Genomic DNA, 19,903 nt, shown 5'->3' on the forward strand with positions numbered 1-19,903 from the left:
TCAAGACTTTACGTTATAATGGAGTATTGAAAGGGAATAAAAATGAAACAAGTACGATTTCCAATAGTGTCAGATGATGAGATCATGCTGACAGAGATGCCATTTATGGATTTATATGATGAGTCGGATCTCATTAGTAATATCAAGGGAGATTACCAGGATAAAAACTACTTGGAATGGTCACCAATTACTACCGAAAAAAAGCCACTGGTTCAAGCATCAGATAAGCTACCTGAAAAGAAGAAAAAATCCTATGCTGAACTTGCTCGTGAAGAAGCAAGAGCTGATCTAAAACGGAAACGTTCAGCAAAATATTTGACTCAAGATGTTAGTTTTACGAAACGTTATAAACCTTCAAATAATGTAGTAAGACAGGCAAATCAGCCAACAGCTCCATTCCAAAAGGAAAATCCTGGGGAACTAGCAAAATTTAGTGACAAACTAACTCAGAACCATTATATTTTGGCTGAAATGGCTCCTCAGATGCAACAGACAACTAAAGAAGAGCATCTTGGACCAAAGAAAAATAATTATGATTTTTTAAAGAAAAGCCAAATTTATAACAAAAAAGAAAATCAATCAGAAAAAGAACGTAAAATTGCTCAAGAGTTGAACTTGACAAATATGACAGAGTAAAGGGGAAAAAGATGGCAAAAACCTATCATTTTATCGGAATTAAAGGATCAGGGATGAGTGCCTTGGCATTGATGTTGCACCAAATGGGGCATAAGGTCCAAGGATCTGACGTTGAGAAGTATTACTTTACACAACGTGGATTGGAGCAAGCAGGTATCAAAATTTTGCCTTTTGATGAAAACAATCTTCAAGGGGATTTAGAAATCATCGCTGGGAATGCCTTTCGTCCAGACAACAATGTTGAAATTGCCTATGCAGACAAGAATGGGCTAAGCTATAAACGTTATCATGAATTTCTTGGTAGCTTTATGCGTGACTTTATCAGCATGGGTGTTGCCGGAGCACACGGTAAGACTTCAACAACAGGTATGCTTTCTCACGTTTTGTCACACATCACTGATACTAGCTATCTAATTGGAGATGGTACAGGTCGTGGTTCTGAAAATGCCAAGTATTTTGTCTTCGAATCAGACGAGTACGAACGTCATTTCATGCCATATCACCCAGAATACTCTATTATTACTAATATCGACTTTGACCATCCAGACTATTTCACAAGCTTAGAGGATGTCTTCAACGCCTTTAATGATTATGCTAAACAAATCACCAAAGGTTTGTTTGTCTATGGTGAAGATGCTGAGTTGCGTAAGATTACGGCAAATGCCCCAATCTATTATTACGGTTTTGAAGCAGACAACAATGACTTTGTAGCTAGTGATTTACTTCGTTCTACTACAGGTTCAACCTTTACAGTTCACTTCCGTGGACAAGAGTTGGGTCAATTCCACATTCCAACTTTTGGTCGCCACAACATCATGAATGCAACAGCAGTAATTGGTTTGCTTTATACTGCTGGCTTTGACTTGGATTTGGTACGTGAACACTTGAATACTTTTGGAGGTGTTAAACGTCGCTTTACCGAAAAGATTGTTAACGATACAGTCATTATCGATGATTTTGCGCATCACCCAACTGAAATCATTGCAACTCTAGATGCTGCACGTCAAAAATACCCAAGCAAGGAAATCGTTGCTATTTTCCAACCGCATACCTTTACTCGTACAATTGCTTTGTTGGATGATTTTGCACAAGCCTTGAATCAGGCTGATGCAGTTTACTTAGCACAAATCTATGGATCAGCTCGCGAAGTTGACCATGGTGATGTTAAGGTTGAGGATTTAGCAGCTAAGATTGATAAAAAACATCAAGTTATCACTGTTGAAAATGTGTCTCCACTCTTAGACCATGACAATGCTGTATACGTCTTTATGGGAGCAGGTGACATTCAATCATATGAATACTCATTCGAACGTCTCTTGTCAAATTTGACAAGTAATGTTCAGTAAGGAAAACCATGGAATTTCCAATTAAAATAAGGGAAGTTCAGCAATCTGATATCGAGCAGGTTTGCTTGATACAGGAGAGTAGTCAAAACTTCCAAGAAACATTTAATAGAGAAATAATAGAAGAACGTATCCGTAATTTTGCGGATACGTTTCTCTTAGCTAGTTTGGATGATCAGGTGATTGCTTATATTTCAGCGATAGATTTTGCTACGTCCTCAGTAAGTAGATGGATAGTAGAGATGGCAGATGGAGAAGCTATTAGTAATGGAAATCTTGTGATTGATGCTTTATCTGTTCATCCGAATTATCAAGGGCAAGGATTTGGAACCTTGTTGCTCGCAACCATGAAACAAGTTGCTCTTCAGAAAAATAGTCCAGGTATTTATCTGGTCTGTAAAGATGAATTCCTGTCTTATTTTGAGATGAATGAATTTATAGAGCAAGGAATAGTAGACCTGGGAGTCGGAAATGAAGTTAATTTTCTCATGTGCTGGAAGAATCCCTTTTATCAGGAGGAACTATGATTATTCGACAAGCTAGACTGAGTGATTTAGACCGTATTTTAGAGATTGAATTTGAGAATTTCTCAATTGAAGAAGCTATACCTCGATCTGTCTTTGAAGCACATTTAAAGGAAATAAAAACGAGCTTTCTAGTGGCTGAAAAAGAGGGAGAGATACTTGGTTATATCGAAGGTCCGGTAATCCCTCATCGTTATTTACAAGACCAGTCTTTCACTGAAGAAATAAAAGACCACAGTCATAAGGAAGGTGGTTATATTTCTGTGACTTGTCTTTCTATAGCAAAAAAAGCTCAATCTCTAGGACTAGGGAAAAAACTCCTGACCGCATTGAAAGAAGTGGCTCTTAAGCATGAACGAGAGGGGATCAATCTGACCTGTCATGACTACCTTATTGAATACTATGAGAAGCATGGTTTTGTCAATGAAGGAAAGTCTAAGTCCCAATTTGCGGGAGAAGAATGGTATGATATGGTCTGGGAAAACAAGAATTAGTGAGTAGAAAGGCTTCTAAGGTTGCTTTTCTTTAGTTTTTAAGATATAATATTAAGGATTATCAACAAGGAGGTAAATACCTTTGAGCGAAAATTCAAATGAAGAAAAGTTGAGTTTTAAAGAGCAAATTTTGCGAGATTTAGAACGACTAAAAAAAGAGGCAAATGAAGTTGAACAAACGGATGACCTTTTTTCAACTTTAGCAAAATCTTCTGAAGCAACTTCAGAAAAAAAGGAACCAAGTATTTCGGAAGAGGAGTTGATTGCAAAATCAGTTGCAGCTGTTGATCAATTGATTGATAATGCCCCAACTGTTCCTGAGCGTCCTGTTCTTGTAGAAGAAGTTCCAGAAGAAGCTGCAGAGGAAGTGCAAGAAGAAATTCCAGAAGCAGTACAAGATGAAGTAGTTGAGTCATCTCAATCAATTCTGGAAAAAGAAGAAAATAATTCAATTCCAACTAGAGTTTCAGTTTCTTATCGTGCATTTGATACTGTTCCAGAAAAAGAAACAGTAAACCTTGCGTCACACAAGGAAGAATTGACAAGTCAAGAAGCTACTGAAGAAGCAGACCTTCCTAGAAGAAGTCGGAGAGAGACTGTGAAACCAGCCAAGAAAAAGAAGAAATCCCGCTTAAAAGGTTTTTTAGTAACAGTTTTGGTATTATTGATTCTAATTGGTGCTGGTGGATTCTTTGGCCTACGCTATGCTGAATCAGCTCTACAACCAGTAGATCCAAGTTCTAAACAATATATGTCAGTTCAGATTCCAGATGGTGCTAATACTCAAGAAATTGGCTCAGTTTTGGAAAAATCTGGTGTTATTAAGAACGGTTTGGTCTTTACACTTTATGCCAAGTATAAAAACTACACTGGATTGAAGTCTGGTTATTACAACTTGCAAAAGAGTATGAGTGTTGAAGATGTCATTAAAGAGTTGCAAAAGGGTGGTACACCTGAACCTCAGGAAGTTGCTCTTGCAGACTTGACTATTCCTGAAGGCTATACTTTGGAACAAATTGCTCAAACTGTTGGCCAACTTCAAGGTGACTTTAAGGAACCTTTGACAGCGGAAGCATTCATGGCTAAGGCCCAAGATGAGACCTTTATTGCTCAAGAGCTTGCCAAATATCCAAACTTGCTTGAAAGCTTGCCAGCAAAAGATAGTGGTGTTCGTTACCGTTTAGAAGGTTATCTTTTCCCTGCGACTTATACGATCAAAGAAAGTACAACTGTTGAAAGTTTAATTGATTCAATGCTTGCAGCTATGGATAAGAACCTTTCTTCACACTATGCTGCTATCAAAGAAAAGAACTTGACCGTAAATGAGCTCTTAACAATTGCATCACTTGTTGAGAAAGAAGGTGCAAAAACAGAAGATCGTAAGCTGATTGCAGGAATCTTCTATAACCGCTTAAACCTCGGTATGCCACTTCAAAGTAATATTGCTATCCTTTACGCAGAAGGCAAACTTGGTCAAAACATCAGTCTCTCTGATGATGCAGCCATTGATACATCTATTAATTCACCATACAATGTCTATACAAAAGTAGGTCTAATGCCTGGTCCAGTTGATAGCCCAAGCTTGGATGCTATCGAATCAAGTATCAATCAGACAAAGAGTGAATATCTTTATTTTGTAGCCAATGTTCAAGATGGTAAAGTTTACTATGCAACAACACTAGAAGAACATGATCGTAACGTTCAAGAACATATCAATAGTAAATTACCTCAATCAAATAGCACAAACTAAAATTATGTGGTTTTCCACATAATTTTGCTTTAAAGCATATATTTATTAATTAAATCAAAAGAAAGTTGAGAAAAATGGTAGAAAAAACATATCCAATGACCTTGGAAGAAAAGGAAAAACTCGAAAAAGAATTAGAAGAATTGAAACTAGTACGTCGTCCAGAAGTTGTAGAACGTATCAAGATTGCTCGTTCATATGGTGATTTGTCAGAGAACAGTGAGTATGAAGCAGCGAAAGACGAGCAAGCTTTCGTAGAGGGACAAATCTCAAGTCTAGAGACTAAGATTCGTTACGCAGAAATCGTTAACAGCGATGCCGTTGCAAAAAATGAAGTTGCTATCGGAAAAACTGTAACAATTCAAGAAGTTGGAGAAGACGAAAAGGAAGTATATATTATCGTTGGTTCAGCTGGAGCAGATGCTTTTGCAGGAAAAGTGTCAAATGAAAGCCCAATTGGTCAAGCATTGATTGGTAAGAAAAAAGGTGATGTTGTTACAATCGAAACACCTGCTGGAAGCTATGATGTTAAAATTTTAAAGGTTGAAAAAACCGCTTAATAGGATAAAAAGAAGGAGTGGATTTAGGGAAAGCGTTTTCCATCACTCCTTTTCTTATTTTTTAAAAATTTAAGGAGACTAGATGAATTCAGAAAAAAAGCACAAAAAGAAAAGTAAAATGGAGCGTGGTTTAACCAATCGCCATGTTCAGGTTATGGCCATTGCAGGAACGATTGGTACGGGATTATTTCTTGGGGCTGGTCGGTCTATTAGTTTAACAGGACCCTCGATTGTTTTGGTCTATATGATTACAGGTGGCTTCATGTATCTCATGATGCGTGCTATTGGAGAAATGTTGTACCAAGACCCGGAGCAACACACCTTTATCAATTTTATTACTCGCTATCTTGGAAAGGGCTGGGGATATTTCTCGGTTTGGTCTTATTGGTTATCAGTAGTCTTTATTGGTATGGCTGAGATTACAGCAATCGCTCACTATGTTCAGTTTTGGTTTCCGTCTTGGCCATCTTGGTTGATTCAGGTTGTCTTTTTAACAATTTTAGGATTGGTTAATCTGATTGCAGTTAAAATATTTGGTGAAGTGGAATTTTGGTTTGCCATGATTAAAATCGTTGCTATTCTTGCCATGATTGCGACGGGTATTTTTATGGTCTTGACCGGCTTTGAAACTCCTTATGGATCAGCAAGCCTTGTCAATATCAGTGAGCAATTCTCCCTTTTCCCAAATGGAGGAATGAACTTTGTCATGGCCTTTCAAATGGTTTTCTTTGCTTACTTGATGATTGAATTTATCGGCGTTACAACATCTGAAACTAAGGATCCTCGGAAAGTCTTGCCCAAGGCGGTTAAGGAAATTCCTTTGCGAATTATCTTCTTCTACGGTGGGGCTTTGCTTGCAATCATGTCTATTATTCCTTGGCGTGAGCTTTCTGCGACAGATTCACCATTTGTAACGGTATTTGAACTTGTTGGTCTTAAGTGGGCAGCAGCCTTGATTAACTTTGTTGTCTTGACTTCCGCTGCGTCAGCCTTGAATTCAACTCTTTACTCAACAGGCCGTCACTTGTACCAAATTGCCCATGATTCACCAAATCGTTTCTTGAAAGCTATTAAGGCAGATACACTTTCACGCCACAACGTTCCTCAGAATGCTATCATTGCTTCTGCGGTATTGATTGGTCTTGCAGCCTTCATCAATGTACTTCCTGGCGTATCAGATGCCTTTGCTTTGATTACGGCTTCTTCATCAGGTGTTTATATCGCCATCTACATCTTAATCATGGTGGCCCATCTTAAGTATCGCAAGTCAAAAGACTTTATGGCAGATGGCTATCTCATGCCCCAATATCGCTTGCTAAATCCTTTAACTATGCTCTTCTTCATCTTTGTATTCGGAACTCTCTTTTTACAAGAATCAACTGTAATGGGAGCCAGAGGTTCAGCTATCTGGATTGTTGTTTTTGGTATTTATAGCCAATGGAAATTTAGAAAATAAGTTATAAGCTCATCAACTCTGGTTGATGAGCTTTCTAGTTTGACAGCTCTTGGTAATAAGACTATAATCAAGCTATAAGTATCTTCGAGGAGGTTTGGATGCAGGTAAGATTGGAAAATACAGAGTCTCTGAAATCGCAAATTATAGGAGACTTGATTCGCTCCTATAATCGTTCCAAAAGAGAAGTTGCTGAAAGTGAGCCACTAAACCTTTATGTCGAAGATGAATATGGTGAAATCATGGCTGGCTTAGTAGCAGAGACTTTCGGGAATTGGTTAGAAATTGAGTATTTGTTTGTGAAGGAGGACTTGCGAGGACAAGGAATCGGATCCCAACTATTGCACCAAGCAGAAAGTGAAGCTAAAAAGAGAAACTGTCGCTTTGCTTTTGTGAATACCTATCAGTTTCAAGCGCCAGCCTTTTATCAAAAGCAGGGCTACAAGGAAGTCTTTACCTTAAAAGACTATCCCTACACTGGACAAAGGCACTATTATCAAAAAGATTTGTAAACAGAGAACTCTCTATCATGTAAGTGGTAGAGAGTTTTTTGTAAAAAAAATCTCACAAAATGAAAGATATATATTGCATAATGTAAAATATATGATATAATAAAGTTGAAAAAAGAAGCGCGACTTTTAAAATTAAGGAGGAGGTAACAAGTGGCTAAGAATTTAAAATTAAAGTTAGCTCGAGTGGAGCTTGATATGACACAAGGTGATTTGGCAGAAGCTGTGGGTGTAACTAGGCAGACTATCGGTTTGATAGAAGCTGGAAAGTACAATCCTACGCTTTCACTTTGCCAATCCATTTGCAGATGCTTAGGGAAAACGCTGGATCAATTATTTTGGGAGGAAGAAGATGAAAAATAAATTTTTTTATTATCAATTATTGGATGAAAGAGAAGAACAACTGATGAATAAAGCAGGAGCAGAAAGTTTCCATATCACTATCGTTTTCTTGCTTTTATCTTATATGATTGCTATATTAGCACCAAGTCTTTTTAATCCGACTATGGTTCTCAGCATTAACATTATTGGACTTTTTTACTTCTTCAACCGGGCGAGAAACCTCGGTGCGACCTACTATAGTCGTTTTCATTTTACGATTTTGGGATGTCTATTAATGACACTACTAATCACAACTATTATAATGTTGCAAAACTACCAGTTCAATATAGAGATTTATCAGCACAATCCATTAAACTTCAAATACCTTTTTGCTTGGTGCTTTACCTATCTCTTTTATCTTCCTTGGGTCTTTCTTGTAAACCTAGGTTTAAAGAGTTATGGTGAATGGGCTCAGAAAAAGTTTGAGAAAGATATGGATGAACTTGAGAGTATGGAATAGCTTGTTAGCTTTTTATCCATCTTGGTAAAATGTGTTATAATAGTACTAATTTATGAGAAAAGAAGAAGCATTTTCATCTTTTTACAAATAAGGAAGAAGGACAGTATATGTACCAAGATGACAGTTTAACATTGCACACAGATTTGTATCAGATTAACATGATGCAGGTTTACTTCAACCAAGGAATTCATAACAAGAAAGCGGTTTTTGAAGTTTATTTCCGCCAACAACCTTTTAAAAACGGCTACGCTGTTTTTGCAGGTTTGGAACGAATTGTGAACTACTTAGAAAACCTGCGCTTTTCTGATAGCGATATTGCTTATTTAGAATCACTGGGTTATCATGGTGCCTTCCTGGAATATCTCCGTAATCTCAAGTTGGAATTAACTGTGCGTTCTGCTCAAGAAGGGGACTTAGTATTTGCTAATGAACCGATTGTTCAAGTGGAAGGCCCTTTGGCGCAGTGTCAATTGGTTGAAACAGCCCTCTTGAATATTGTCAACTTTCAAACCTTGATTGCGACCAAGGCAGCTCGTATTCGCTCGGTCATTGATGATGAACCTTTGATGGAGTTTGGTACACGTCGTGCGCAAGAAATGGATGCAGCTATCTGGGGAACTCGTGCCGCCGTCATTGGTGGTGCCAATGGAACTAGTAATGTGCGTGCTGGTAAGCTCTTTGGAATTCCGGTTTTAGGGACTCACGCTCATGCCTTGGTTCAAGTCTATGGCAATGATTACCAAGCTTTCAAGGCTTATGCCTCAACTCACCGTGATTGTGTCTTTCTTGTTGATACTTATGATACTCTTCGTATCGGTGTTCCTGCTGCCATTCAGGTTGCAAGAGAATTAGGTGACAAGATTAACTTTAAGGGTGTTCGTATTGACTCTGGTGATATCGCCTATATTTCTAAAAAAGTTCGTCAACAACTGGACGAGGCAGGATTTACGGATGCTAAGATTTATGCATCCAATGACCTTGATGAAAATACTATCCTTAACCTCAAAATGCAAAAAGCTAAGATTGATGTCTGGGGTGTCGGGACTAAGCTCATTACAGCTTATGACCAACCAGCTCTAGGAGCAGTTTATAAGGTTGTTGCCATTGAAGATGAAAATGGTCAGATGCGCAATACTATCAAACTTTCAAACAATGCAGAGAAGGTGTCAACACCAGGTAAGAAACAAGTTTGGCGTATCACCAGCCGTGAAAAAGGCAAGTCTGAAGGTGACTACATTACTTACGATGGTGTAGATGTTACTAGTATGACAGAGATTAAGATGTTCCATCCGACCTATACTTACATCAAGAAAACTGTCCGTAATTTTGATGCCGTTCCTCTCTTGGTAAACATCTTCAAGGACGGTAAGCTAGTCTATGATTTACCAAGTCTTCCTGAAATTCAAGCTTATGCTCGTAAGGAATTTGATAAGCTTTGGGACGAATACAAACGCGTACTTAATCCACAACATTATCCTGTTGACTTGGCTCGTGATGTATGGCAAGACAAGATGGACTTGATCGATAAGATGCGTAAGGCAGCTCTGGGCGAAGGAGAAGAAGAATGAGTTTGCAAGAGACCATTATCCAACAACTAGGTGTTAAACCAGTCATTGATGCTCAAGAAGAAATTCGTCGTTCCATTGACTTTTTGAAAAAATACCTTAAAAAACATCCTTTCCTTAAAAGTTTTGTATTAGGAATTTCTGGTGGTCAAGACTCGACTTTAGCTGGTCGCCTTGCCCAACTAGCTATGGAAGAAATGCGAGCTGAAACCGGTGATGATTCTTATAAATTTATAGCAGTTCGCCTGCCTTATGGCATTCAAGCTGATGAGGATGATGCCCAAAAAGCCCTAGCTTTTATCCAGCCAGATGTGAGTTTGGTGGTCAATATCAAGGATTCTGTAGATGCAATGGCAGCGGCAGTAGAGGCTACTGGTAGTCTAATGTCAGACTTTAATAAAGGGAATATCAAGGCTAGAAGCCGGATGATTGCCCAATATGCACTCGCAGGAGCTCATAGTGGAGCTGTTATTGGTACTGACCATGCTGCCGAAAATATCACAGGTTTCTTTACTAAGTTTGGTGACGGCGGAGCAGATATTCTCCCTCTTTATCGTCTTAACAAACGCCAAGGAAAACAACTATTGAAGGAGCTAGGAGCTGATCCTGCTCTCTATGAAAAAGTACCGATTGCTGATCTAGAAGAAGAGAAACCAGGATTGGCAGATGAAGTTGCACTCGGTGTAACCTACGCAGAGATTGATGACTACCTGGAAGGTAAGCAAGTAAGCCCAGAAGCCCAAGCAACCATTGAAAAATGGTGGTACAAAGGCCAACACAAACGCCACCTACCAATCACAGTCTTTGATACGTTTTGGGAGTAAAAAAGAAGGAAAAGTGCTGCTTTTCCTTCTTTCTTTTTATAAGTATTAATTAAAATGTTTGAGATATGAAGTGTGGAAAGGTTACTCATCTTGCATAAAATATGATATTGTAACTAATGAATTACTATCAAAATAAGAATCTTTATCAAAATATTTGCAATTTCCTATTGTAATACTATGTATTTTGTAATTCTTAATAAAATAAGGTAATTTTTCATATTTTTTTTCAAGTAATGTTACATTATGAAATCCAATATTTTCAAAAAGCTCTTTTACTTCAGAAGCTTCTTTTGCAAGTAAAATGTCATAATCATCAGGTGGAAGGATATACTGATTTTTTAAAATATCAGTAAGTCGCTCCGAAATTCGTAAACTAACATTTTCAGGAATACTTGAATCACTATTCTCACTGGAGATTATAACTTTCCCTGTTAAAATTCCATAATCATTATAATCTAAAGTAAAACACCAAGTTGAAATTCGACTATTTGAATACACCTCAAAATTAATTAAAGCTTGGTTAATTTCTACTTTTTTAAATCGATTAATTTTATCGATTTCTTCGTGAATTATTCTATTGAACTCTTCTTGATTTAAGAATTCTGGAAATTGAATGGATAAAGACTGTCTAAGCTCCTCGTCTTGTTTCTCTTCAAGACGCTCTTGACTATGCCATGAGTGTATTTCAGCAACAAAATTTACAACTTTACCTGGGATACTAATAACATTAGAAATTCCTGTTATAGTATTATTGGCTACACTAACAACTCCATCGACAGTATTACTAGTTATTTTTGAAGTTTCATCAACAACTACTTTTACGGCTTTTGAAGTCTCAGTAGCAATATCATTTACAACCTTTGAGGATTCATTAGCGATACCGTTTACAACTTTAGAAGTTTCATTGGCGATACCATTTACAACTTTAGAAGTTTCATTAGTAACGTTATCTACAAATTTAAAGAAATCATTTAACATAAAACAATACCGTTAATCAAAATAAAGCAAATCTTTGCTAGTACTTGTAAACAGATCGAAACCATCTTTGGTAACAACACCGCAGTCCTCGATACGAACACCGACTTTACCAGGGATGTAGATACCAGGCTCAACTGAGAAGCACATGCCTTCTTCGATTACCATGTCGTTTCCTTCCATGATGGATGGGAATTCGTGGACGTCCATACCAATACCGTGGCCGAGACGGTGGTTGAAGTATTCACCGTAGCCAGCTTTTTCAATCACTTCACGAGCTGCGCGGTCTACTTCATGCGCAGTCACACCAGGTTTGATAAAGTCAAGGGCAGCTTGTTGAGCTTCCAGAGTCAAGTTGTAAATGTCTTTCTTGAATTGATCAGGTTTACCGACAGCGACTGTACGAGTCATATCTGATGCATAACCATTCACCATTACACCGAGGTCAAAGAGGAGAAGGGCATTGTTTTCAACCTTATTGGCTCCAGGAATACCATGAGGGTTTGCAGCGTTATCACCTGTCAAAACCATAGTATCAAAACTCATTTCATAGCCTTCGCGTTTCATGGCAAAATCAATCTGTGCGATAATATCAGTTTCCGTATTATCAAGAGAGATATTGTCAAAACCAACTTTGACAGACTTGTCTGCATAGACACCTGCTACCATCATCTTTTGAACTTCGTCAGCTGACTTGATCAAGCGCATACGCTGGATTAGTGGAGTCAAGTTTTCAAATTCAGCAGTTTCAAAGACAGATTTTAAACCATGGTATTTAGTCAAAATAAGGTTGTCAAACTCAACTGCGACACGTTTGAAATCAAGTTGTGGCAAGGCGTTTTGGATTTTTTTCCAAGGGTTTTCAGAGTCTACATAACCAACAACCGGGAATGAAACAGTGCTAGTTGCTCGCTCAACTTCAAGGGCTGGGACAAAGAGAAGTGGTTCCTGGTCTCCAAGGACAAAGAGGAACATTTGGCGTTCGTGTGGATCACTGTAAAAACCAGTGAGGTAATTGATAGTGACGGGGTCAGATACGACTGCGACGTCTAACTTTTCAGATTCGAGATATGTTACAATTTGTTGTAATTTAGACATATGTTACCTTCTTTCTACCCCTCTATTTTTGCAAAAATTAGTAGAAAATGCAAGAGAGAAGGGGAAAAGAGCCTAAAAAAATTCCAACAGCTAATAGCATGTTGGAATAGAAAGATCAGTTGAATTCTGCCTTACTTTTCACATCGCTGTATTCTTCAGCAACTTCTTGGCTAAGAATATCTTCATAAGCTGGCAGAACAATGTCGTGACCATATTTTTTCTTGAGTGCAGTAGTGACCAAGCGATAGGCTAAGTTTGCATTACGAGATAAGATAGGTCCGTGGAAATAAGAGCCGAAAACATTTTTATAGTGAACACCTTCACCGATCTTTTCTTCATTATTTCCATTTCCGTATACGACCTGCCCGAGTGGTTTTTGGTCATCTGAGAGGAAGGTACGGCCTTGGTGGTTTTCAAAACCATAATAGGTTTCATCAAATTCTTCGTTATGAATTTTAATGTCCCCAATAAAGCGGTTGTTAGTTTGGTTGAGGGTGTAGTGTCCCATGACACCTAGACCTTCGATACGTCTTCCAGAAGCTTCGATATAGTATTGACCCAATAGTTGGAAACCACCACAGATAGCAAGGACGACACCGTCATTTTGGATAAAGTTATCGATACTTTCTTTTTTAGCAGGCAAATCACCAGCAATGATACTTTGTTCAAAGTCTTGGCCACCACCGAAAAAGGCAATATCGTAGTGATGTTCATCGAAATCATCATGAAGCGAAACGATATCAATTGTTACATGTGCACCCAGCTTTTCAGCGACGTACTTGAGCATGAGGATGTTTCCATTATCTCCGTAGGTGTTCATGAGATTCCCATAGAGGTGGGCGATATTTAGTTGGTAAGGATAATTGCCGTCTTTTGAGGAAAGTGAAGTATAAACCATTAGTTCATCTCCTTTCTAACAAGCTGACGATTGGCAAGTAATTCTCGGAATTCTAGCATAGCCGTATAAGTCGCAAGGATATAGGCATGCTTGCAGTCTTGAGCTTCGATTGTTTTGAGAACTTGTTCCAGGCTACTTGTTTCAGTGATCTTGTCAGCTGGATAGCCAGTAACACGTAGACGACGAGCAATTTCAGAATGACGAACTCCACCCGCATTGATTTCAGGAATGTCCATATCCGTAATTTGCTCAAAGTCAGCATCCCAAATCCAGCTGGTATCAATCCCGTCCGCATAGTTAGCATTGAGAAGAACAGATAGACTAAATGGGTAAGGAGCTAGCTTGATCATTTCGATGGCCTGGGTAGCACCAACAGGATTTTTAATAAGAACCAGTGTGCATTCCTTGTCACCGATATGGAAGGTTTCTTGGCGTCCAAAGACAGCACGACTCTTGTCAAATCCTTGTTTAATCAGTTGAGAATCAGCGCCTAGGTAACGGGCGATAGCAACTGCAGCCAGAGCATTGTAGATGTTGTAGAGACCACCGATTTGAATACCATATTCCTGACCGTCAATAACAAAACGAGAACGATTGTTGGTCAACTCAACCAATTCTGTCAGACGGTAGTCCAAGTCAGGACGTTTACATCCACAATTTTCACAGATATAAGCTCCCAAGTTGGCATATGTATTTAGCTCATATTTTAAAATACTTTGACATTCAGGGCAGAGAATACCTTCAGTATTGTAGTGAGCAAGTTGCGCTGGACCTTTTTCTAGATCAAAACCAAAATACTGAACAGGATTTGGAATTGCAGGTTTATAGAAAAGCGGACTATCACCGTTCAGCAGAACAGTAGCAGTAGGAACTTTTCGAATAGCATCCAAAATCATGTTATAAGTTGTATAAATCTCACCGTATCGGTCCATTTGATCGCGGAAGATATTAGTGATAACGAAAAGACTAGGCTGGATATAGTCACAGATATGTGAGAGACTAGCTTCGTCGATTTCAAGTACTGCTATATTTTTTCCAGTTTTTGAAGATTTTGCAGTCAAGAAAGTAGTCGTAATCCCTGTGATCATGTTGGCACCACTTGGATTGGTTAACACTTGACCATAAATTTCCTTTAGGATACCGACAGTGAGAGCGGTTGTCAAGGTTTTTCCATTGGTACCAGTTATCACAACAATCTCGTAGTTCTTCGCTAAATTTTGTAGAATATCTTTATCAAATTGAAGGGCGAGTTTTCCAGGCAGCGTACTTCCACGGCCAAGACGGCTCAAAATAAAGTGAGAAGAACGCCCAGCAAGAAGGCCCAAAGTAGTTTTAAATTTCATGTTTCTATTATATCATAAAAGCTAGAAAAGATAGATTTGAGATTTCAGTGAAGAAAAAACAGCCCGACGAGGGCTGCTTTCTAAAATTATACTCAATGAAAATCAAAGAGCAAACTAGGAAGCTAGCCGTAGGTAGTACTTGAGTACGGCAAGGTGAAGCTGACGTGGTTTGAATTTGATTTTCGAAGAGTATTAAATCGCAAACAAATCGTTTAGGTTCTCAGCCATAGTTGGGTGAGTAAAGATTTGTTTAGCCAAATCTGTGTATGGGATATGATGGTTCATAGCAAGAGTAATCAAATTGATAATTTCATGAGATTCTTGACCAAAGAGGGTCACACCCAAGATTTCCTTAGTTTCAGGGTTTACCACAGCTTTGAAGGCACCACGCAAATCGCCATTAACATGACCACGAGGCATGCCAGCAACTGGAAGTTCCTTGACAGCAACTGGTCCACCTGCTGCTCTGGCTTGGTCTTCAGTAAGACCAACTTGTGCCAAAGGTGGGTTGAGGAACATAGCGGTTGGAACAGCTCCACGTGTTTCAAGATTATAGCTACCATCCCCTGTCAAGTAATTAAAGACAATACGGAAATCATCTAATGAAATATAAGTGAATTGAAGACCACCATTGACATCACCTACTGCAAAGACACCTGGAACGCTTGTTTCCAAATGCTTATTAACCTGGATACCGCCACGTTCAGTCAAGGCAATATCAGTGTTTTCCAAGTGAAGAGGTTCAATATTAGGCTTGCGTCCTGTTGCATAAAGGAGCGCATCAAAACGGAAGTCTCCTTTATCAGTAACAACGACAACTTCATCGCCGTCATTCTTAACTTCAGATGTTTTAACACCTTGCTCAAAGACAATGCCGTCCTCTTCCATGTATTCCTTAGCCAACTTAGCAATAGATGGCTCCACACGTGGCAAGAAGCTAGTCGCTGCATCCAAGACAGTCACTTGGCTACCCAAACGGTTATAAAGGCCAGCAAATTCAAGACCGATATTACCACCACCTAAGACACCTAAACGTTTTGGCAAGGCTTCAAGGGTTTGAATACCAGTTGAATCGTAGACATGCTCAGTTGTTGTCAACCCAGGAATCGGCAAGACATTAGACACAGCACCTGTATTGATGACAATAGTTTCAGCCGTAAGCTCTTGGCGGTCATCACCAGCCACTACTTCGATGACCTTATTAGAAACAAAGTGGGCTTCGGCATCAATGATATCAACTCCAGTACCAGCGATAGTAGCATAGTTTTTACCATTGAGGCGTGTAGTAACAGTGTTTTTAGTTGCCATGACCTCGTCAAATGACAAGTCCTTTTCTGCAGCAACTAACAAGGTTTTAGTTGGAATACAACCGATGTTGATACAAGTTCCACCGTACATAGCCTTGTTGCGTTCGATAAGGGCAACTTTTTTACCAGCTGAAGCTAGTTTGGCAGCAAGAGTTTTACCTGCTTTACCAAATCCAATAACAATTAAATCGTATGTTAACATTTTTAAATCCTCCTGTTTGTTTTCATTCTAACACAAGAAAAAAATTTTTTCACAATTCTGCTACGGGAAAAAATATTGGACTAAATTAGTCTTACGAAAGCTTTTGAGAATCAAGTTCAAAAAATAGAAAAATCGTTTACATAATTTAATCAAGTGGTTAGACTATCTTTTGGCCCTCTCTTGTGTTATACTAGATAGGTTGCAAAGAAAGCAGTACTTTTTCTTTAGTGGAAAAGAAGCAACACGGTCTTTCATAAAAGATATGAAAGTACGTCATGACAAGAAAAGTATAAACTAAGCGCTATAGGATGGCTTCGCACCATCTTTAGAAAGAAGAATAACGTGAAATTTAATGAATTTAATCTTTCTGCGGATTTGTTAGCAGAAATCGAAAAAGCAGGATTTGTAGAAGCAAGTCCTATCCAAGAGCAAACCATTCCTTTGGCTCTTGAAGGGAAAGATGTTATCGGACAAGCTCAAACCGGTACAGGGAAAACTGCAGCCTTTGGCTTGCCAACCCTTGAAAAAATTCGTACAGAAGAAGGAACCATTCAAGCTTTGGTCATTGCACCAACCCGTGAACTAGCTGTACAAAGTCAGGAAGAACTTTTCCGCTTTGGTCGAAGCAAGGGTGTAAAAGTCCGTTCTGTTTATGGTGGTTCAAGTATCGAAAAACAAATCAAGGCACTTAAATCAGGAGCTCATATCGTAGTTGGAACGCCTGGTCGTCTCCTAGACTTGATCAAACGCAAGGCCTTGAAACTACAGGACATTGAAACTCTTATCCTTGACGAAGCAGATGAAATGCTGAACATGGGATTCCTTGAAGACATCGAAGCAATCATCTCTCGTGTACCAGAAAATCGTCAAACCTTACTCTTTTCAGCAACCATGCCAGAAGCTATCAAACGCATCGGGGTTCAGTTCATGAAAGAACCAGAGCATGTGAAGATTGCTGCCAAAGAATTAACAACAGAACTGGTAGACCAGTACTATATCCGTGTAAAAGAACAAGAAAAATTCGACACCATGACTCGTCTTATGGATGTTGATCAACCTGAGTTGTCAATCGTTTTTGGTCGTACCAAACGTCGTGTAGACGAATTAACTCGTGGGCTTAAAATCCGTGGTTTCCGTGCAGAAGGGATTCATGGAGATTTGGACCAAAACAAACGCCTTCGTGTCCTTCGTGATTTTAAAAATGGCAACCTTGATGTCCTAGTTGCAACAGACGTGGCTGCTCGTGGTTTGGATATCTCAGGTGTGACCCATGTATACAACTATGATATTCCTCAAGACCCTGAGAGTTATGTTCACCGTATTGGTCGTACAGGCCGTGCAGGTAAGTCAGGTCAGTCTATAACCTTCGTTTCACCTAATGAAATGGGTTATCTACAAATCATTGAGAACTTGACTAAGAAACGTATGAAAGGTCTTAAACCTGCAAGTGCAGAAGAAGCCTTCCAAGCTAAGAAGCAAGTAGCTCTTAAGAAAATTGAACGTGATTTTGCGAATGAGGAGATTCGTAGTAACTTTGAGAAGTTTGGCAAGGATGCTCGTCAATTGGCCTCAGAATTCAGCCCAGAAGAATTGGCCATGTATATCCTCAGCTTAACAGTTCAAGACCCAGATAGTCTTCCTGAGGTTGAGATTGCACGTGAAAAACCTTTACCATTTAAACCATCTGGTGGTGGCTTTGGTGGCAAAGGCAAGGGTGGTCGAGGAGGCCGTCGTGGAGATGACCGTCGAGACCGTGATCGCCGTGGAAATGGACGTCGTAATGACTATCGTAAAGGTGGACGTTCAAAGGATCGCTTTGATAAAGAGAAGCGTTACCGCAAGGATACTAAAAAACCACGCAATACTTCAAGCGAGAAGAAAACAGGCTTTGTTATTCGTAACAAAGGAGATAAATAACAAAAAAAGCGGTTCACTGAGGTGGATCGCTTTTATATATAAGGAGACCGAGAGTCATATGAAAAAGTAATACGAGAAGTTTGTATTTATAAATTTGTTATCTTGTAATATTATTCTATCAAAAAATCAGGAAGCTGTCAATAAGAAAATAATAAAAAAATAGGAAAAATTTTCGAATACACTTGAATTGCAATTCAATAAGCAATTTTCAGATAATTATTGAAATAAAGAATTTTCTATGTTATAATGGAGGCGATTATATGCGAGGTAAAAAATGGCACATTTATTAGAAAAAACAAGAAAAATCACATCAATCTTAAAGCGTTCGGAGGAGCAATTACAAGATGAGCTTCCTTATAATGCCATTACACGTCAATTAGCAGATATTATTGACTGTAACGCTTGTATTGTGAATAGCAAGGGTCGTTTGTTGGGCTACTTTATGCGCTACAAAACTAATAATGACCGAGTAGAGCAATTCTTCCAATCAAAGACTTTCCCAGAAGATTATGTGCAAGGTGCGAACATGATCTACGATACGGAGGCCAATCTTCCAGTAGAGCATGATTTGACAATTTTCCCAACTGAGAGTCGTTCTGATTTTCCAGATGGTTTGACAACGATTGCTCCAATTCATGTCTCAGGGATTCGCTTGGGTTCTTTGATTATTTGGCGTAATGATAAAAAGTTTGAAGAAGATGATTTGATTCTGGTTGAGATTGCCAGTACAGTAGTAGGAATTCAACTCTTGAACTTCCAACGTGAGGAAGATGAGAAAAATATTCGTCGTCGTACGGCTGTAACTATGGCGGTCAATACCCTTTCTTACTCTGAACTTAGAGCAGTATCGGCTATTCTAGCTGAATTAAATGGTAATGAAGGTCAATTAACAGCTTCAGTCATTGCAGACCGTATCGGTATCACTCGTTCTGTAATTGTTAATGCCCTTCGTAAACTCGAATCTGCAGGGATTATTGAGAGTCGTTCTCTTGGTATGAAAGGAACTTATCTCAAAGTTCTCATTCCAGATATTTTTGAAGAAGTGAAAAAGAGGGACTATTAATGGCTAAGGCTTTAATATCTATTGACTATACAGAAGATTTTGTAGCGGATCATGGGAAACTGACTGCAGGCGCTCCAGCTCAAGCAATATCTGATGATATATATGGGGTGACCCAAAAGGCTTTTGAACGTGGAGATTATATCTTTTTTACCATCGATGCTCATGAAGAAAATGATGTTTTTCATCCTGAAAGTAAACTATTCCCTCCACATAATATTATTGGGACTAGTGGACGAAACTTGTATGGCAAGCTAGCCGAGTTCTATAAGGAGCATGCTGGAGACAGTCGTGTTTTCTGGATGGATAAACGTCATTACTCGGCCTTTTCTGGAACAGATTTGGATATCCGTCTCAGAGAGCGTAGAGTAGATACAGTCATTTTGACAGGAGTTCTTACAGATATCTGTGTCTTGCATACGGCCATTGATGCTTATAATCTTGGTTATCAGATAGAAGTTGTCAAACCAGCAGTTGCATCCATTTGGCCTGAAAATCATGCCTTTGCACTTGGACATTTTAAGAATACACTTGGTGCGAAATTGGTCGATGAAAATTTGCTTGAAATTACAGAATAATACATTTCAAGATGAAAAAATCTGAAAAA

The 19,903-nt window shown here is 38.9% G+C and carries 20 protein-coding genes; 15 read left to right on the forward strand and 5 right to left on the reverse strand.

Going from position 1 to position 19,903, the window contains the following annotated elements; all coding sequences use genetic code 11:
- The first annotated feature begins 42 nt into the window (after positions 1–42).
- The 12 genes from ACWPUA_RS03900 (at position 43) to nadE (ending at position 10,496) form a co-directional block, all read left to right on the forward strand.
- A complete protein-coding gene (locus tag ACWPUA_RS03900; RefSeq protein ID WP_414276821.1) occupies positions 43–636 on the forward strand; it encodes a cystathionine gamma-synthase in 594 nt (197 codons plus the stop codon).
- An 11-nt stretch (positions 637–647) separates the two neighbouring features.
- Entirely contained in the window at positions 648–1,982 is a 1,335-nt protein-coding gene (gene murC, locus ACWPUA_RS03905) for a UDP-N-acetylmuramate--L-alanine ligase (RefSeq protein ID WP_454379286.1), read from the forward strand.
- An 8-nt stretch (positions 1,983–1,990) separates the two neighbouring features.
- Positions 1,991–2,506 carry a GNAT family N-acetyltransferase gene (locus ACWPUA_RS03910; protein ID WP_454379288.1) on the forward strand — a complete coding sequence of 172 codons (516 nt, stop codon included), beginning with the start codon at positions 1,991–1,993 and terminating at the stop codon, positions 2,504–2,506.
- The gene (locus ACWPUA_RS03915; RefSeq protein WP_454379290.1) at positions 2,503–2,997 is read left to right on the forward strand and encodes an N-acetyltransferase family protein; all 495 of its coding nucleotides are present in this window, start codon (positions 2,503–2,505) and stop codon (positions 2,995–2,997) included. Before ACWPUA_RS03910 ends, ACWPUA_RS03915 begins: the two co-directional genes overlap by 4 nt.
- Positions 2,998–3,079: 82 nt before the next feature.
- Positions 3,080–4,747, forward strand: coding sequence for an endolytic transglycosylase MltG (mltG, locus tag ACWPUA_RS03920; RefSeq protein WP_454379292.1), 1,668 nt, complete (start codon positions 3,080–3,082; stop codon positions 4,745–4,747).
- Between the two features lie 74 nt (positions 4,748–4,821).
- Positions 4,822–5,304: a transcription elongation factor GreA gene (greA, locus tag ACWPUA_RS03925; protein WP_006148148.1), complete on the forward strand. Its 483-nt coding sequence runs from the start codon at positions 4,822–4,824 to the stop codon at positions 5,302–5,304.
- An 82-nt stretch (positions 5,305–5,386) separates the two neighbouring features.
- A complete protein-coding gene (locus ACWPUA_RS03930; protein ID WP_454379294.1) occupies positions 5,387–6,760 on the forward strand; it encodes an amino acid permease in 1,374 nt (457 codons plus the stop codon).
- Positions 6,761–6,858: 98 nt separating this feature from the next.
- Positions 6,859–7,269 carry a GNAT family N-acetyltransferase gene (locus ACWPUA_RS03935; protein ID WP_454379296.1) on the forward strand — a complete coding sequence of 137 codons (411 nt, stop codon included), beginning with the start codon at positions 6,859–6,861 and terminating at the stop codon, positions 7,267–7,269.
- A gap of 150 nt (positions 7,270–7,419) precedes the next feature.
- Positions 7,420–7,629, forward strand: a complete 210-nt coding sequence (locus tag ACWPUA_RS03940; protein ID WP_320693851.1) for a helix-turn-helix transcriptional regulator — start codon at positions 7,420–7,422, stop codon at positions 7,627–7,629.
- Entirely contained in the window at positions 7,619–8,107 is a 489-nt protein-coding gene (locus tag ACWPUA_RS03945) for a DUF6773 family protein (protein ID WP_454379299.1), read from the forward strand. The genes ACWPUA_RS03940 and ACWPUA_RS03945 overlap by 11 nt, the downstream gene beginning before the upstream one ends.
- 107 nt (positions 8,108–8,214) lie before the next feature.
- Positions 8,215–9,675, forward strand: coding sequence for a nicotinate phosphoribosyltransferase (locus ACWPUA_RS03950; RefSeq protein ID WP_006148152.1), 1,461 nt, complete (start codon positions 8,215–8,217; stop codon positions 9,673–9,675).
- The gene (nadE, locus tag ACWPUA_RS03955; RefSeq protein ID WP_254724372.1) at positions 9,672–10,496 is read left to right on the forward strand and encodes an ammonia-dependent NAD(+) synthetase; all 825 of its coding nucleotides are present in this window, start codon (positions 9,672–9,674) and stop codon (positions 10,494–10,496) included. Before ACWPUA_RS03950 ends, nadE begins: the two co-directional genes overlap by 4 nt.
- 81 nt (positions 10,497–10,577) lie before the next feature.
- On the opposite strand, the gene ACWPUA_RS03960 is transcribed toward nadE, so the two are convergent.
- The 5 genes from ACWPUA_RS03960 to ACWPUA_RS03980 all read right to left on the reverse strand — a co-directional run bounded on the left by ACWPUA_RS03960 (position 10,578) and on the right by ACWPUA_RS03980 (position 16,319).
- Positions 10,578–11,474: a hypothetical protein gene (locus tag ACWPUA_RS03960; RefSeq protein ID WP_254724371.1), complete on the reverse strand. Its 897-nt coding sequence runs from the start codon at positions 11,472–11,474 to the stop codon at positions 10,578–10,580.
- A gap of 12 nt (positions 11,475–11,486) precedes the next feature.
- Positions 11,487–12,569, reverse strand: a complete 1,083-nt coding sequence (locus tag ACWPUA_RS03965; protein ID WP_303942374.1) for a M24 family metallopeptidase — start codon at positions 12,567–12,569, stop codon at positions 11,487–11,489.
- Positions 12,570–12,684: 115 nt separating this feature from the next.
- The gene (gatD, locus tag ACWPUA_RS03970) at positions 12,685–13,467 is read right to left on the reverse strand and encodes a lipid II isoglutaminyl synthase subunit GatD (RefSeq protein WP_320693849.1); all 783 of its coding nucleotides are present in this window, start codon (positions 13,465–13,467) and stop codon (positions 12,685–12,687) included.
- Positions 13,467–14,810 carry a lipid II isoglutaminyl synthase subunit MurT gene (gene murT, locus ACWPUA_RS03975; protein ID WP_454379303.1) on the reverse strand — a complete coding sequence of 448 codons (1,344 nt, stop codon included), beginning with the start codon at positions 14,808–14,810 and terminating at the stop codon, positions 13,467–13,469. The genes gatD and murT overlap by 1 nt, the downstream gene beginning before the upstream one ends.
- Positions 14,811–15,002: 192 nt before the next feature.
- Positions 15,003–16,319, reverse strand: coding sequence for an FAD-containing oxidoreductase (locus ACWPUA_RS03980; protein WP_454379305.1), 1,317 nt, complete (start codon positions 16,317–16,319; stop codon positions 15,003–15,005).
- Between the two features lie 342 nt (positions 16,320–16,661).
- On the opposite strand from ACWPUA_RS03980, the gene ACWPUA_RS03985 reads away from it, so the two are divergent.
- The 3 genes from ACWPUA_RS03985 (at position 16,662) to ACWPUA_RS03995 (ending at position 19,874) form a co-directional block, all read left to right on the forward strand.
- Positions 16,662–18,236: a DEAD/DEAH box helicase gene (locus ACWPUA_RS03985; protein WP_454379307.1), complete on the forward strand. Its 1,575-nt coding sequence runs from the start codon at positions 16,662–16,664 to the stop codon at positions 18,234–18,236.
- 274 nt (positions 18,237–18,510) lie between these two features.
- Positions 18,511–19,299 carry a GTP-sensing pleiotropic transcriptional regulator CodY gene (gene codY / locus ACWPUA_RS03990; protein ID WP_016466100.1) on the forward strand — a complete coding sequence of 263 codons (789 nt, stop codon included), beginning with the start codon at positions 18,511–18,513 and terminating at the stop codon, positions 19,297–19,299.
- Positions 19,299–19,874 (forward strand): cysteine hydrolase family protein, encoded by a 576-nt coding sequence (locus ACWPUA_RS03995; protein ID WP_454379309.1) that lies wholly within the window; start codon positions 19,299–19,301, stop codon positions 19,872–19,874. The genes codY and ACWPUA_RS03995 overlap by 1 nt, the downstream gene beginning before the upstream one ends.
- The last annotated feature ends 29 nt before the right edge of the window (positions 19,875–19,903 follow it).

The sequence above is a fragment of the Streptococcus sp. Marseille-Q6504 genome, from assembly GCF_965111625.1.

What these genes read in the sequence shown, in the direction of transcription:
- ACWPUA_RS03900 (WP_414276821.1), top strand. Translation starts at nt 43, where the DNA reads ATGAAACAAGTACGATTTCCAATAGTGTCAGATGATGAGATCATGCTG.
- murC (WP_454379286.1), top strand. Translation starts at nt 648, where the DNA reads ATGGCAAAAACCTATCATTTTATCGGAATTAAAGGATCAGGGATGAGT.
- ACWPUA_RS03910 (WP_454379288.1), top strand. Translation starts at nt 1,991, where the DNA reads ATGGAATTTCCAATTAAAATAAGGGAAGTTCAGCAATCTGATATCGAG.
- ACWPUA_RS03915 (WP_454379290.1), top strand. Translation starts at nt 2,503, where the DNA reads ATGATTATTCGACAAGCTAGACTGAGTGATTTAGACCGTATTTTAGAG.
- greA (WP_006148148.1), top strand. Translation starts at nt 4,822, where the DNA reads ATGGTAGAAAAAACATATCCAATGACCTTGGAAGAAAAGGAAAAACTC.
- ACWPUA_RS03930 (WP_454379294.1), top strand. Translation starts at nt 5,387, where the DNA reads ATGAATTCAGAAAAAAAGCACAAAAAGAAAAGTAAAATGGAGCGTGGT.
- ACWPUA_RS03935 (WP_454379296.1), top strand. Translation starts at nt 6,859, where the DNA reads ATGCAGGTAAGATTGGAAAATACAGAGTCTCTGAAATCGCAAATTATA.
- ACWPUA_RS03945 (WP_454379299.1), top strand. Translation starts at nt 7,619, where the DNA reads ATGAAAAATAAATTTTTTTATTATCAATTATTGGATGAAAGAGAAGAA.
- ACWPUA_RS03950 (WP_006148152.1), top strand. Translation starts at nt 8,215, where the DNA reads ATGTACCAAGATGACAGTTTAACATTGCACACAGATTTGTATCAGATT.
- nadE (WP_254724372.1), top strand. Translation starts at nt 9,672, where the DNA reads ATGAGTTTGCAAGAGACCATTATCCAACAACTAGGTGTTAAACCAGTC.
- ACWPUA_RS03960 (WP_254724371.1), bottom strand. Translation starts at nt 11,474, where the DNA reads ATGTTAAATGATTTCTTTAAATTTGTAGATAACGTTACTAATGAAACT.
- ACWPUA_RS03965 (WP_303942374.1), bottom strand. Translation starts at nt 12,569, where the DNA reads ATGTCTAAATTACAACAAATTGTAACATATCTCGAATCTGAAAAGTTA.
- gatD (WP_320693849.1), bottom strand. Translation starts at nt 13,467, where the DNA reads ATGGTTTATACTTCACTTTCCTCAAAAGACGGCAATTATCCTTACCAA.
- murT (WP_454379303.1), bottom strand. Translation starts at nt 14,810, where the DNA reads ATGAAATTTAAAACTACTTTGGGCCTTCTTGCTGGGCGTTCTTCTCAC.
- ACWPUA_RS03980 (WP_454379305.1), bottom strand. Translation starts at nt 16,319, where the DNA reads ATGTTAACATACGATTTAATTGTTATTGGATTTGGTAAAGCAGGTAAA.
- codY (WP_016466100.1), top strand. Translation starts at nt 18,511, where the DNA reads ATGGCACATTTATTAGAAAAAACAAGAAAAATCACATCAATCTTAAAG.
- ACWPUA_RS03995 (WP_454379309.1), top strand. Translation starts at nt 19,299, where the DNA reads ATGGCTAAGGCTTTAATATCTATTGACTATACAGAAGATTTTGTAGCG.